The organism is Pantoea sp. Seng (assembly GCF_009829935.1).
Lineage (GTDB): Bacteria > Pseudomonadota > Gammaproteobacteria > Enterobacterales > Enterobacteriaceae > Pantoea > Pantoea communis.
In genome coordinates this window covers 22,368-36,223 of record NZ_SZZV01000022.1, presented here as the reverse complement: position 1 = coordinate 36,223, position 13,856 = coordinate 22,368, and the positions used below count along the sequence as shown (strand labels likewise).

General features: G+C 52.4%; 14 protein-coding genes and 1 pseudogene. 9 read left to right on the top strand and 6 right to left on the bottom strand.

All coding sequences use genetic code 11. The features are described from left to right. The first annotated feature begins 228 nt into the window (after positions 1 to 228). From FD737_RS19940 to FD737_RS19930, 3 genes are read left to right on the top strand one after another with little or no spacing between them, the layout of a single operon-like run. Positions 229 to 990, top strand: coding sequence for an alpha/beta hydrolase (locus tag FD737_RS19940; RefSeq protein ID WP_160834374.1), 762 nt, complete (start codon positions 229 to 231; stop codon positions 988 to 990). Positions 991 to 1,016: 26 nt separating this feature from the next. Then, positions 1,017 to 1,691: a heavy metal response regulator transcription factor gene (locus FD737_RS19935; RefSeq protein ID WP_160834373.1), complete on the top strand. Its 675-nt coding sequence runs from the start codon at positions 1,017 to 1,019 to the stop codon at positions 1,689 to 1,691. Next, positions 1,688 to 3,067 carry a heavy metal sensor histidine kinase gene (locus tag FD737_RS19930; protein ID WP_160834372.1) on the top strand — a complete coding sequence of 460 codons (1,380 nt, stop codon included), beginning with the start codon at positions 1,688 to 1,690 and terminating at the stop codon, positions 3,065 to 3,067. Before FD737_RS19935 ends, FD737_RS19930 begins: the two co-directional genes overlap by 4 nt. Before the next feature lie 64 nt (positions 3,068 to 3,131). Here FD737_RS19930 and nfsB read toward each other — a convergent pair whose 3' ends face one another. After that, positions 3,132 to 3,785: an oxygen-insensitive NAD(P)H nitroreductase gene (gene nfsB / locus FD737_RS19925; protein WP_160834371.1), complete on the bottom strand. Its 654-nt coding sequence runs from the start codon at positions 3,783 to 3,785 to the stop codon at positions 3,132 to 3,134. Positions 3,786 to 3,872: 87 nt separating this feature from the next. Further along, complete coding sequence (locus FD737_RS19920; RefSeq protein ID WP_160834370.1) at positions 3,873 to 4,874, bottom strand: zinc-binding alcohol dehydrogenase family protein; 1,002 nt, start codon at positions 4,872 to 4,874, stop codon at positions 3,873 to 3,875. A 143-nt stretch (positions 4,875 to 5,017) separates the two neighbouring features. On the opposite strand from FD737_RS19920, the gene FD737_RS19915 reads away from it, so the two are divergent. From FD737_RS19915 to FD737_RS19895, 5 genes are all read left to right on the top strand, one after another. Next, a complete protein-coding gene (locus tag FD737_RS19915; protein ID WP_160834369.1) occupies positions 5,018 to 5,923 on the top strand; it encodes a LysR family transcriptional regulator in 906 nt (301 codons plus the stop codon). A 100-nt stretch (positions 5,924 to 6,023) separates the two neighbouring features. Next, positions 6,024 to 6,974, top strand: a complete 951-nt coding sequence (locus FD737_RS19910) for an aliphatic sulfonate ABC transporter substrate-binding protein (RefSeq protein ID WP_160834368.1) — start codon at positions 6,024 to 6,026, stop codon at positions 6,972 to 6,974. 150 nt (positions 6,975 to 7,124) lie between these two features. Further along, positions 7,125 to 7,313 carry a YjfB family protein gene (locus tag FD737_RS19905; RefSeq protein ID WP_160834367.1) on the top strand — a complete coding sequence of 63 codons (189 nt, stop codon included), beginning with the start codon at positions 7,125 to 7,127 and terminating at the stop codon, positions 7,311 to 7,313. Positions 7,314 to 7,416: 103 nt separating this feature from the next. Further along, positions 7,417 to 8,295, top strand: coding sequence for a permease (locus tag FD737_RS19900; RefSeq protein WP_160834366.1), 879 nt, complete (start codon positions 7,417 to 7,419; stop codon positions 8,293 to 8,295). 120 nt (positions 8,296 to 8,415) lie between these two features. Beyond that, complete coding sequence (locus tag FD737_RS19895; protein WP_237448837.1) at positions 8,416 to 8,835, top strand: VOC family protein; 420 nt, start codon at positions 8,416 to 8,418, stop codon at positions 8,833 to 8,835. 144 nt (positions 8,836 to 8,979) lie between these two features. Here FD737_RS19895 and FD737_RS19890 read toward each other — a convergent pair whose 3' ends face one another. From FD737_RS19890 to FD737_RS19880, 3 genes are all read right to left on the bottom strand, one after another. Further along, entirely contained in the window at positions 8,980 to 9,447 is a 468-nt protein-coding gene (locus tag FD737_RS19890; protein ID WP_160834365.1) for a helix-turn-helix domain-containing protein, read from the bottom strand. Between the two features lie 519 nt (positions 9,448 to 9,966). Then, the gene (locus FD737_RS19885; RefSeq protein WP_160834364.1) at positions 9,967 to 10,536 is read right to left on the bottom strand and encodes a hypothetical protein; all 570 of its coding nucleotides are present in this window, start codon (positions 10,534 to 10,536) and stop codon (positions 9,967 to 9,969) included. 616 nt (positions 10,537 to 11,152) lie between these two features. Continuing rightward, positions 11,153 to 12,472, bottom strand: coding sequence for an LLM class flavin-dependent oxidoreductase (locus FD737_RS19880; protein WP_160834363.1), 1,320 nt, complete (start codon positions 12,470 to 12,472; stop codon positions 11,153 to 11,155). Positions 12,473 to 12,657: 185 nt separating this feature from the next. On the opposite strand from FD737_RS19880, the pseudogene FD737_RS19875 reads away from it, so the two are divergent. After that, a pseudogene (locus FD737_RS19875) lies at positions 12,658 to 13,523 on the top strand (LysR family transcriptional regulator). 66 nt (positions 13,524 to 13,589) lie between these two features. Here FD737_RS19875 and FD737_RS19870 read toward each other — a convergent pair. Then, positions 13,590 to 13,778: a hypothetical protein gene (locus FD737_RS19870; protein ID WP_160834362.1), complete on the bottom strand. Its 189-nt coding sequence runs from the start codon at positions 13,776 to 13,778 to the stop codon at positions 13,590 to 13,592. Positions 13,779 to 13,856 lie beyond the last annotated feature (78 nt).

The following is a 13,856-nucleotide window of genomic DNA, read 5'->3' as shown; positions in this document are numbered from 1 at the left end:
ATTCACAACGGCATGGAGATTTAATAACATGACGGAAACATTACCACCATTAAAATAATGGATTTATGTAGAGTGAATTCTTATATTGATTAATAGGTTAGAGGAATTTCACACCCCATTAAAAATTACTTAATACCCCCTGTCATTCTTTTGTCATAACTCGCTCACCCTGCTGTCAGCGCCGCTTTCATATCCTGTGCCCGAACCTTCCTTATCTGGAGCACGATCATGAAACTGAAAAAACTGACGTTAGCAGCGGGCATTTTATTGGCGATGGCAGGCGGCGCGGCGCAAGCCAAAGCGCAGCCGGTGAAGAATATTGTGTTAGTACACGGTGCATTTGTGGGTGGTGCAGGATGGCGTCCGGTGTATGACCGCCTGACGCACGATGGCTATAAAGTGACGCTGGTGCAGGAGCCGCTGACCGGTTTCCCGGAAGATGTCACGGCGACACGCCGCATCATCGATCAGCAGAACGGACCGGTGATTCTGGTCGGCCACAGCTATGGCGGCGCGATCATCACCGAAGCCGGAAATGACAACAAGGTGGTGGGTCTGGTGTATATCGCCGCGCACGCGCTGGATAACGGCGAAACCGAAGCGATCAACGGCAAGAAGTTCCCCAACAGCGCGCATCCGTTTGCCAAATCGACTGATGGCTACCTGACCATCGCGCCAGAAAATTATCACAGCGATTTCGCTGCGGATTTACCGGCGGCGCAGGCGGATTTTGAAGCCCACGCGCAGATGCCAACCAACGCCGCCGTGTTCACCGCCAACATTCCAGACCCGGCGTGGAAGACCAAGCCTAGCTGGTACATGGTGGCGAAAGCTGACAAAATCATTAACCCTGATCTGGAGCGGATGTACGCCAAACGCGCGCACAGCCACACGGCTGAAGTCGCGGGCGCCAGCCACTCGGTGTATGAATCTCATCCTGATGATGTGGCGAAACTGATTGAACAGGCCGCTCAGCAGGCGCAGCCCTAACCCACTTATCCCGCCCGGAGATGCGCATGAAAATTTTGGTGATTGAAGATGAAGCCAAAGCGCGCGATTACATGCGCAAAGGATTAACCGAAGCGGGATTCATCGTGGATGTAGCGGAAAATGGGCAAGATGGTTTGTTCTATGCGCAGGAGCATCATTACGACCTGATTTTACTCGACGTAATGATGCCCGGCATGAGCGGCTGGGAGGTGATGGCCGCGCTGGATAAACAGATCCAGACGCCGGTAATTTTCCTCACGGCTAAAGGCACGTTAGAAGATCGCATCAAGGGGCTGGAACTGGGCGCGGATGATTACCTGGTGAAGCCCTTCTCGTTTGCGGAACTACTGGCACGCGTCCGCACGCAACTGCGGCGCGGCGGCCAGCAAAAACTTCCCGATGTGCTGACCCTGGCCGATCTGCAACTCGATATCCTTAAACGTCGGGTGGAGCGCGCGGGGCAACGCATCGACCTCACCAACAAAGAGTTCAACCTGCTGCATCTGTTTATGCTGCATCCCGGTGAAGTGTTGACGCGCACGGTGATCGCCTCCCGCGTATGGGATATGAATTTTGATAGCGACACCAACGTGGTGGACGTGGCAGTAAAACGCCTGCGCCACAAAATCGATGGTTCCTTTGCCCATCCGCTGATTCACACCGTGCACGGCGTTGGGTATCGCTGCGAAGCTGAAGCATGACTAAACTTTCGCTCGCCACCCGATTATCCTTGCTGCTCAGCACTGCGGTGATCGTGATTTTTGCCCTGAGCGGCATTGCGTTGTATCAGTCGCTGGCGAAGCAGATCGGTGTACGCGATGACGCGGCCCTGCTGACGCGCATTGATCAGATTCGTACGCTGCTGCGCGATGAAGATGCCATCACGCTGATTCAGCAAAAACCGCGCCTGTTTGCCAATATGTTGGGCAATACAGAATCCTTGTTAGTGCTGCGCTTTCCTGGCCAGCCGCCGCTGATTGTGGTCAATCCCGGCGCACGACCGATGCCCGCCATCACGCCCGTGCCCGCCGATCAGCCACTCAGTCTGACCTCAGTGCATCACCAGCAAGCGCAGGATGGCACCCCTTTTATCTCCGCCGCCGCCCTAGCGCCGACGCGTGATGGTAATGGGCAAATTGAGATCATCACCGGCCGCCTGATGAGCGACCGTACTCAAACGCTGAACAGCTATCGCGACCAGATTATTTTATCAACTGCACTGGCAGCCCTGCTGGTTGCATTATTGAGCATCTGGCTGGTGCGACGCGGCTTATCGCCATTGCGTCGGCTGGCAGCGGAAACTGATGCCATAGACGTGCGGCGTTTATCGCACCGTATCCAGTTCAGCGATGCCCCGTCAGAACTGCAACCGCTGGTCGCTGCCTTCAACCAGATGCTCAGTCGTCTGGAAATGGGCTATCAACAGCTCAGCCAGGTTTCCGCCGATATGGCGCACGACCTGCGCACGCCGATTGGCACCTTGATCGGTCAGACCGAGGTGGCGCTGAGCCAGCCGCGTAGCGTCGGTGATTACCAGGCACTGCTGGGCTCCAACTACGAGGAACTGGAGCGATTGGCAAAGATGATCGATAACATGCTGTTCCTTGCTAAAGCGGAAGACGCAAGCCAGGCGATGGATTGGCAAGCCATCGATTTGGCACAGCTTGGGGAGAAGTTGCAGGACTATTTTGATGGCATGGCCGAGGAGCACAACATGCAGTTGGAGATGCGCTTGCAAGGAGAATTACGCGCCGATCCTCAGCTGCTGCAACGAGCACTGGCGAATCTGATGGCGAATGCCTTGCGCTATGGCGAACGGGATACCACTATTCGCGTGTTAAGTGCGGTGCGCAATCAGGGAATCGAGTTGGTGGTGGAGAATCAAGGCGCGGCGTTGAGTGCTGAACAGCAGTCACGCATGTTTGATCGCTTCTGGCGCGCCGATGCCTCACGCCATCAAAGCAGCAGCGGGCTGGGGTTGTCGATTGTACGCAGCATCATGCGCTTGCATCACGGTAGCTGTGCGGTGAGCAGTGAGAACGGGGTGAACCGGTTCAGTTTGCGGTTTCCGCGATAAAACGTGTAGCGGCGCGATTCATCGCGCGGGGTTAAAACCACGCAAAAAATTGCGCCGCAACCGCTTAAATAAAGGTGAAAATCTCTTCGCGCGGCAAACGTGATTTTGGCAATGCCGCATTGAAATCTTCTTCGCTGCGATAGCCCAACGATACCAGTACCACGCTGGTAAAGCCTTTCTCACGCAGGCCTAACGCCTGATCCAGCGCACGCTGATCAAAACCTTCCATCGGCGTTGCATCAATCCCTAACATCGCGGCACCTAGCAGCAGACCACCGAGCGCCAGGTAAACCTGTTTCTCCATCCACTGCGGGATATCACGCTGCTCGTAACGGTGCATATCGACATAGCCACGACGGCTCTTATCCTGACCGGCTTTGCCTTCTGGTTTGGCAAAACGCCCATCCTGTTCTTCCTGCGCCAGCACATTTTGCAGATGTGCGTCATCCAGATCGGTGCGCATGCACAGCGCGATCACATGGGAAGCATTCAGTACTTTCGGGCCGTTATAAACAAAGGCGCCGGTAGTGGATTGCGCGATCTGCTCACGACCTTCTGGCGTGGAAGCCACCACAAAATGCCATGGCTGAGAGTTGACGGAAGACGGGCTGTTACGCAGCACGTTCAGCAGCGTTTCGATCTCTTCCTGCGGCAAACTTTTACCACTGGCGAAGGCTTTCACAGTGTGGCGACGAACCACTGCGTCATTAAGTGTCATGGCAATCTCCTGAATCGATTATTTTAAAAGTGCCGTTACCTTAACCGCCGCGCTTACACGGCGGTTAACGAATTGTGTTTCAACAAGTTAAAAACCGCTGAGCACGATCTTGCCGCGTGCTCGCCCGCTCTCGATCAGCGCATGGGCTTTGCGTAGATTCGCCGCATTAATAGTGCCGTGATGTTCGCCGGCCGTGGTTTGCAGCGTCTGGTCATCAATCAACTGGCTTACACGCTCTAAAATATCGTGCTGACGCTGCATATCGCGGGTCTGGAACAGTGAGCGGGTGAACATCAGCTCCCAGTGCAGCGAGATGGCTTTGCGCTTCAGCGGCACCACGTCCAGCGTTTCAGGATCGTCGATCAGCGCCAGTTTGCCCTGTGGGGCCAGCACATCCACCAGCTGGGAGTAATAGCTGTCGGTGTGCGTCAATGAAGCCACATAGCGCACCTGCGGGTGGCCAATGGCCGCCAGCTGTTCGCCCAGCGGCTGCTGATGATTAACCACATGATGCGCGCCCAGTGAGCGCACCCAATCCGCGGTTTCGGGCCGCGATGCGGTGCCTATCACCGTGAGGTTAGTCAGCTTGCGCGCCAGCTGCGTCAGGATCGATCCCACACCGCCGCCCGCTCCGATAATCAACAGTGCAGCATTGTCATCCGTCTGTACTTCCAGACGATCAAACAGCAATTCCCATGCGGTGAGTGATGTCAGCGGCAACGCGGCGGCATCGGCATCATTCAGCGTGCGGGGTTTATGGCCGGCAATGCGTTCATCCACCAACCCATATTCGGCATAACTGCCCGCGCGGGTGATATCGCCTGCGTAAAACACCTCATCGCCCGGCTGGAACAGCGTGACCGCCTCACCCACCGCTTCCACCACGCCGACCGCATCCCAACCCAGAATGCGCGGTTTATCGGTGGGCGCACCGTTACGCACTTTGGTGTCCACCGGGTTTACGGCAATGGCGTGGATCTTTACCAGCAGGTCACGCGCGCCCGGCTGCGGTTGGGCGACATCCAGTTCGTACAGCGCATTTTCATCGGAAATCGGTAAACCGTTTTGGCTATAAACAATCGCTTTCATCAAGCCGTTCCTCAATTCATCAGGGTGTTAGGTAAGTTGAGCTCAGCATAGCGGCCTGCACGCTGAGGAAAAATGCCGATTGCACAGCAACACTTTCACTCTTAGAGTGAAAATCCCTGCCTGTTTTGACGATGAGTAAGAAAATGATCCGACTCGAAGATGTCACGCTGTTTGTGCGTTCGGCGGCACTGGGCAGCTTTTCCCGCGCGGCCCGTGAAGTGAATTTACTGCCGGGGCAAGTGAGCGCCGCGATTCAGCGACTGGAGCGAGAACTGGATCGTCGCCTGTTTGCGCGATCTACGCGTAGCCTGCGCTTAACCGCAGAGGGTGAAAAATATCTGCCCTACGCGCAGGAGATGCTGGCCCTGATGCAAGCGGGCGCTGATAGCCTGCAAAGTCATGAAGACGCGCTGAGCGGTGAGCTTAAAATCGCGATGCCTTCCGATATTGGCCGCAATATTCTCTTGCCGCTGATTACCGAATTTTGCTGTGAGCACCCTGCCTTGTCGGTCCGGTTATCGTTATCCGATCAAATCAGTGATGTGTTCCGCGATCCGGTCGATATCGCCATTCGCTACGGCAAACTGGAAGACAGCAGTTACGTGGCACTACCGCTGGCCGAGGACAATCGCCGCATTATGGTGGCATCGCCAGCTTATCTCGACCAACATGGACGCCCGCAGAAGCTGGAGGATTTGGCCCAGCATCACTGCCTGCCGTTTGTGATGGGCGGCCATGTCTATGACAAATGGACGTTCCCGCAGGAAGGTATGCGCCGCCAAATCACGGTGAAAAGTCGCCTGCTGTGTGATGACGCCGAAGTGGCGCGCCGTTGGGCTATCAATGGCATGGGCATCGCGTATAAATCCTGGATTGACGTCTGTGAAGACATTCAACAGCGCCGCCTGGAACGAGTGCTGCCTGAGATCCCCGGCGAAAGCACGCCGCTGCATTTAATCTGCCCGCATCGTAAACAGTTCTCTCCCGCGATTCGGGCGTTGCATAGTGTATTACGGGAGCATTTGCGGGCGATGACCGCGCAACTTTGATAGCTGTAAATGTGCAGAGCTTATGCGAACTTGCGGTTTTGATTGCCTCGTGAGCAGCTTTATCATTTTTAAAAAATTGATAAAACCTTCAGGGACTCACATGCGCAACATTACAAAGACAATACTTGCTTCACTGCTTTTCTCCTCACTGCTTGCCAGCGCCAATGCCGAAGAGACACTTCGCATCGGCTATCAAAAATCTTCCACCTTGCTGACGTTGATAAAGCAGCGTGGCGATCTGGATAAGGCGCTCGCCGAGCGCGGCATTAAAGTGACATGGCACGAGTTCACCAGCGGCTTACCGCTGCTGGAGGCGCTGAATCTCAACAACGTTGACCTCTCTGCTGATGTCGCCGATACCGTGCCGGTGTTCGCGCAAGCGGCAGGCGCCGACCTCACATATTACGCACGCGAGACGCCCTCTCCTGAAGCTCAGGCCATTCTGGTGCCCGCCAACTCCAGCATCAAATCACTGCAGGATTTAAAAGGTAAAAAGATTGCCGTTACCAAAGCGGCTGGCAGCCATTATCTGCTGATCGCCGCGTTGCAAAAGGCGGGACTGAAATTCAGTGATGTCACACCTGCATGGCTGACACCTGCCGATGGGCGTGCCGCGCTGGAACATGGCAGCGTTGATGCGTGGGTGACCTGGGAACCCTTTGTCACCAGCTCGAAAGTCGAGCAGCACACGCGCGTGCTGGTGAGCGGCAAAGGTCTCGCCAGTTATCAGCGCTACTATTTGGTGTCGACGCCTTATGCGCAGAAGCATCCTGAGGTGCTGGGCATTGTGTATAAGACGCTGGATCAGGAAGCTCAATGGCTGAAAGCACATCCAACGGATGCCGCAAAGCTTCTCTCTCCGCTGTGGGGTAATTTGCCGCTCGCCACGGTGGAACAAGCGAATCAGCAACGCAGCTACCAGATCGAGCCAGTGAACAAGAGCGATTTGGCTGAGCAGCAGAAAATTGCAGATGCGTTTTATCAGGCGAAGCTGCTGCCGAAAGCGATTGATGCGCAGGATGTGGGCACCTGGCAGCCGCAGGCGAAATAGTCGCCCTGCCAGAGAATGAGTTGATTAAGCCGGTTGGCGTCGGGGATCTCCGAAGATAGCAGTGAAGCTTTGCCCCTGGATGCCGATAGACGTATCAGGCTTTCTCAAAGCCGTTTCCGCCCCCCATTAGTCGTTTTAAAGGAGAGCAAGATGGATGTATCACAGATTACTTCACTGGCTATCGGTCTGGATAATATGGACCTCAGCAGTAAAGTGAGCACCCTGGTACTGAAAAAGACCCTGGATAATCAGCAGTCGATTGCAGCAGGAATTCTTGATTCGATTCCGCAACTGCCTGCCAATCCGGCAGTTGGCCGCAACATCAATACCACCGCATAAACTCGCGTTGCATCGTTGCACTCACTGAACGACCTCTGATAGCGTGTATTTTTAACCACTCCCTACTTCAGGGAGTGGTCGACACGCTAATCAGGGACGTTTCGTGACGATTTTCTTTCCGCTTATCTATCTGTTTGCCGGATGGTTGCTGGGCAAAACCGCCTGGGATTGCAAAACGGCTGCGTCATGGATATTGACGCGCATCGCTATTCCCATCGTGATCATTTTTAATATATCGACCCGCTTCCACAGCATGAGCACCATTATTACTGCCACCGCGATATGCATGATGTTGCTATTGCTGGCTGGCCGTTATGTTTTTGCTGACCCAATAAAAAACCTCTGTTTCAGCTATCTCAATATCGGCTGGCTGGGTCTGCCCGTCGCCAGCGTGCTATTCGGCAATGATGCTGCGACCATTATCATTGCCGCCTACGTCGGCAGCTCAATTGTCGGAAACTCGCTGGGCGCAGGCATGCTCTCCGGCGAGAGATTTAATCCAATCACGTTGATGCGCACCCCGCCCGTCATCGCACTGATGATCGGCGCAGCATTGATTACGCTGAGTAATTCGGTGTCTCTTCACTTTGATAGCCTGTATCAAATTGCCAAATTTATGATGAGCTTTCTTGGCATGGCCGTTTTAGGAATTTGGCTTTCAAAGACAATAATATCGATGCGCGATTTTCGACTCGAACTGCGTCCGTTTCTCACTCGCTCAATAGTTTTCGCTGTGCTGATTTCGTTGCTGCTGCTAATAGCCAATCAGTTCAACGCGCCACTTATTACACATAATCCGGCAACGCTGTATCTTTTCTGCCTGCTTCCCCCGGCAGCCAATATTATCGTGCTAGAGACGCATTACCTGGGCACTGGAAATTCAGCGCGGGCGATTTCATGTGGGACTTGTATCAGTATCGTAGCGATAGCGCTTTATTCGGGTGCTTTTTGGGGTGGCAGAGCGTTAGGGATATGGGGTTGAAGAGATGTTTAAGCGGGTTAACGTGATGCTCTTAAGACACTCATTTATCGTTTGTCGCGGCATGAGCAAAAAGTTTCGCGGCATCAGCTTTAGGTCGTGCAATTTAAAAGGACATAAGCAATGACAGTTCAGCATGAACCCTACTGGAACCGAATGGTGCCCGAACTGACCGTAACGGACTTCACTGCGTCACTGCATTTTTACACTGATGTAATGGGATTTCAGATTATGGTCAGACGAAGCGATCCCGAATTTGCTTACATCAACCTCGGCGAAGCACAGCTGATGCTTGAGCAGTTTCACGCCGAAGGCTGGAATACTGCTGAACTCGTCAAACCGCTCGGGCGCGGCGTGAATTTCCAGATTGAAGTAGATGATATTGAGTGTGTGCTGGCGCGGGTGAGTAAACATGGCGTGCCGCTGTATCGGGATTTGCGTGAAAGCACTTATCAGATTGGAGAAACCACGGCTTGTCAGAGAGAGTTCCTCGTCCAGGATCCGGATGGCTATCTTTTGCGTTTTAGCCAGTTTGTTGAATGAGGGTGATTGTGGATGTTGGGGGCTGTTTTTAGCGTAATCGCTTCCTGGGGCTGAAGGCCGCTTTGAGCGAACTGCGGACGTCAAAATTCTGGCGTTAGGGATGTTACGCCACATTAAACATAACATCCCTGTTGCGAATCGCGGTTATCGCCGTAGCATCTGCCGCAGCCGCTTCTGTTGCCAGCGGCTGATCAACCCGCGAAAAACAAACGTCCTCATACCACGAATAACCAGTAGTGCAAACCAGATCCCCGCTACCCACAATGACCATACGCTGGCCGGGGCCGTAAAGTGGTTAAGAACAAGCAGTATCGCACAAACAACGATAGCTGTAATAACCGACCGGTAAAAACGACCTTCCTCTTCGAGGTTGCTCTTCGCTTCGGCAATTCTCTGGTCGAGCGCATCATCGCAATGCGCATTAGGGCCAGAAAGATCCGCAACACTCACCTCAAATACAGCTGCTAGGGCGCTCAGTGTTTCCAGGCTGGGTTGATCGCCATTCTCGATACGCTGCACCGTGCGCACACTAAGTCCGGATAGTTCGGCAAGCTGTTCCTGGGACCATGCTCGCGCAAGACGAAGCGATCTAAATTTGTTTGTATTACTCATGTTATGTCTCCTAATGGAAGGTGGTCAGCGCACAGTGTTGCCCAGACAATCCTGCACGACCACGATCATAACCCGACAGTAACCTGACAACGGCCTGACACGCCGCTTTGAGGTTCTTGAATCCCAAACTTCAGGAGCATATACGGTCGGATTTAACATACAAGTTCATATGCTACTTCCGCTTCTGGCACTAAGCTGCCGAAACCTCTAAAAACATTGTGCCCGCTACAGCTCTCCACCGATTGGGCCATAGCCTGACTGCACGCGATTTTTAATATCCTCCCACGTATATCCTTTACTCAGAGTGTTAATTAGAACCGCGTTCAACACATCAGACCGACAGGAAGGCTTTAGATGAAGGGATTTAGCGCCTACATGCTGTTTCAACTTGCCCTCAGGCTGCTGCGTTGATGCTGTAGATTGCCCACTGGGATCTAAGGCTAGCTGGGGCGTAAGCCCGGTCAACACCGCCGAATCTCGTTAGCACGTTTCGGGCCATAGCTCATTGTTCACCCGGTGTTAACTGCCGCCAATGAGATGAGGACAGCGTAGGTTGGCATCCCAGTTGGGTTTGAGTTCGTCCTTAAACTCATTGAATACCTTGCTCGGGTCGGTATTCACAGTAATGCTGTAGTTCGCAGGAATTTCACGGGCACCATAGTTTAAGGCTACATAATAACGCTTGCCAGGCTGTGGAATCAGGGGGATCCATTGGATCTCGGTGTAACCGTCATGGTTATATTTCATATCGCCATCAATCTTAGCGAATTTACCGCCGCCGTGGATTTGCTGGAATGCAACTAGTTTTCCCGGTGGGATCTTGCGTGAAATCACGCTACCTTCAGCACCGAATACGCTGGAATCCAGCTCATAACGTTCGGTTCTGTCATAACATGCCCCCTTCTTCTCATAAAAGGAGACATAAAGCGTACCAATCTCACCTTTTCTGTGCTGTACGACTAACGTAGCGGCATCTTTCCCGGAATAATCTTTGTAATTGAGCGGTAGTAATGCGCTGCAGCCGGACAGTGTTGGCACAGATATTATCATAGCAGCCAACGGTAGAACTTTTATTATGTTTAACAGCATACCAATTATTTCCCTTTAGTAAGATGGTGCTGTTATCGGCAATCCCAGGTAATACTTCAGATTATGATCTTTAAATGACTCTCTGTTGCTCATTGTTTAATAGATATCACAGCAAGATCATGCCAGATGGGTATGCCGTCATCGAATGTTAAAACTTCCTACATTTCAACTGGTTTCAGATAATCGTGATTCTGAGAACACAATGAATGTGTGAGGACTCCTCACATTTTATTATTCGCTTTCTGTAAGTCTGTCTCCTCTATTTCCTCTATTTCCTCTATCTGCTCTTTATGAGATTGTCTGGTTAGACCCTCAAATGAACTTACATGCGATATCGTATGGCCTCCTTCGACCCTCCGGTTGGTCGTGTAAGCTTCGCCTATAGGAGAAAGGACGCGTATCGGGCCTTCGGCTAGGTCCTATTGGCGAACACCTTAAAAAAAATTAAATTACGGGAATACATTGGGCGGGATTTTTAAAATATACACAAATGTGCACAGAGCGCGATCTGCGGACAATGCTGACAATGCTGACAATGCTGACAATGCTGACAGCACTCAGTGTGAATCTATTGAAAGCAGGTCAGCACTGTTATCTTCATAGCCTCGGTTATCAGTCAATATTTAGTCAGCCCGAGGTGATCCCGCAGATGGGTTCCTTCATATTCGGTCCGAAAGATGCCTCGTCGTTGCAGTTCCGGCACTAGAAGTCCAGTTAATGCCTCTACCCCTGTTGGGAAATGAGTGGGTACTGCAAGGAATCCATCACAGGCATCGGCATCAAGCCAGGCTTGCATCTGATCGGCAACCGTGGCCGGGGAACCGATGGCTTTCAGATAACTGCCTTCCGCGAAGTAGCGGGCAGTTTCAAGGACTGAGAGATTTTTATCTCGGGAAATGGCCATAATTGCGTCCCGGTGCGATTTCCCCGCGTTTGATTCAGGCAGTTCTGGTACAAGATCATTAAGGTCAAACTGGCGAAAATCGACCCCACCTGCCAATGGTTTTAGATTACTTAGGGCAATGTCATCTGGAATCAGGGCTAACATTTGGTCGGCCAGTTCTCTGGCCTTCTGGTCAGTTTCGGCAATGATGGGAGTAAGCCCCACCATGATTTTGATTGAATCGGGTGAGCGTCCGAATACCTGAGCACGCCGACGAATGTCATCACGAAATGCGCGCCCGCCTTCGATGGTGGATTGCAGTGTAAAGACCACATCAGCCGTTCGTGCCGCCAGCACCCGACCGGGCTCTGATGCGCCGGCCTGAAAAATAACAGGTCGCCCTTGTGGGCTGCGCCCCATCGGAAGTGGACCACGAACTTTAAAATGCGTCCCCTGGTGCTGAAGAAAATGCATCTTATCAACATCGAAGTAAACACCGCTCTGCTTATCCCGCGTAATAGCATCCTCATCCCATGATTCCCAGAGGCCGTTAACAACGTCGACGAACTCTTCCGCCCTTCCATAGCGGTCTGCGTGGCCAACATGGGCATCCAGGCCATAGTTTTGCGCTTCATCTTCGTTAAAGGAAGTGACTAAATTCCATCCCGCGCGCCCCTTGCTAATAAAATCGAGCGTTGAGAACCGACGCGCAATGTTGAACGGTTCGTTAAATGTCGTCGTGGCTGTGGCAGCCAGACCCAATCTTGAGGTATGGGCTGCGAGAAGCGGCAGCACCATCGTAGGATCAAAGTGGATTGAACGGGGGTTAGCCGCACCGTATTTGTCACCCGCCAGGATGTCATTACTGCGACGCACGGCGGCCTGGTCTTCGAAAAAAATGGCATCCAATTTGGCGGCTTCTGCAAGCTGTGCGGCGTGCACCAGATGGTCGATGTCCAGATCTATCTCTGGAATGGCGTCCGGCAATCTCCAGGCTCCGAGGTGATATCCCGGGAAGAGAAACAAGGCTAAATGAAGCTTCTTTTGTGTCATAAACTCACCTCTTATTAATACTGTGCCAAAGCGCGATCTCATCGCCTGGATGATTAGCCTGTGCATTGCCATGGCAGTATGTGTAATTTAAGGTGTACTAATCCATCAGCATAAATGCACGACCCTGTTGCATAAAACTATACAGGGTCGCCACGAGTCCGTTTTCCCGTTTTGCAGCCTACTTTATGGAAGTTGCGCGCCATGGAAGTCTTCGAAAAGCAGCGGAAAGCTGCACGTTTCCGCGTCAGCCATTAATCGGCAGATCCTCCAGGCGGAAGAAAATCTGGGTATACCTTTGTTTGAGCGACTGCCGGGGGGCATGCGTATGACAACGGCAGGTGAACTTCTCTACACCGACCTACTACGCTGGCAACGTGACTTTAACGTGACAAAACAAAGATTTGATGACATTAAGGGGCTCAGGCGCGGTTAGGTCAGGATCGGGCTGGTTCAGGCTTTGACGGAGGGGCAACTCTGTGACGAGATTTCTGCAATTGCTCAAGAGCATAGCTGGCTGGATCTCCAACTAAATGTTGAAAGCAGCGCGGTAGTAACACAACAGGTACGGGATTCCGAAATTGATTTTGGACTGATACTCGACCCGGAAAGCGTTGTCGGACTTGAAGTGTTCGCCTTTGCAGAGATTGAGATGGGCATCGTTCTGCCGCCTCAGCACAGGTATAAAGATAATGTGGCGCTTTCCCTGTCTGACCTGAATGAAGAAAAGCATATTCTTCCAGGTAAATCACTGGTCGTTCACGAACGTGTCCGATCAATTTATGCCCATGCACGTCAGGTGCCCGAGTCAGCAATCTCCTGCAATGATATTCGCCTGATTAAAGCGCTCATTGCGGGAGGAGCCGGAGTGAGTGTGCTGTGCTGGCTCGACGTCATGGAAGATGTCAAAGCGGGACGTTTACATTTTGTTCATCTAAAGAACAGGCCGCTGCGTCCGCTGATTCTAGGACTGTGCATTAACTCTACAAGACAGCTGTCCCGGGCTGCTCATCACGTGATGAAACGCCTGTCTGTTGTCATTGAGGCCTTATGACTTGTTCCCCGTGGACTTCGCCTCGTCGACGTTGCGTACATCGCGATTTTTAGCCCTGGCTGGACATCATTTGGCTAGCCTGATAACAAACGAACCATCTTCTTTTTTGATTTTGGCTCCTCGTTCTGCCCAGCGATCCGCAAGTTCAAAAAACTCATCGGCACTGATATTAAAATCCAGCACCACCTCCCTGAATTCACCACTTTTCAACAACTCGTTCGCTTTTTTAAAGGACTTTGCAGTTGCGCTTTTCATGGATTTTATTCTCCAAAGTTTGAGTGGGCGATTTTTGTTCAGTGCAGGATATCTCTGGTTGGTTCTTTAGTCGCAAAA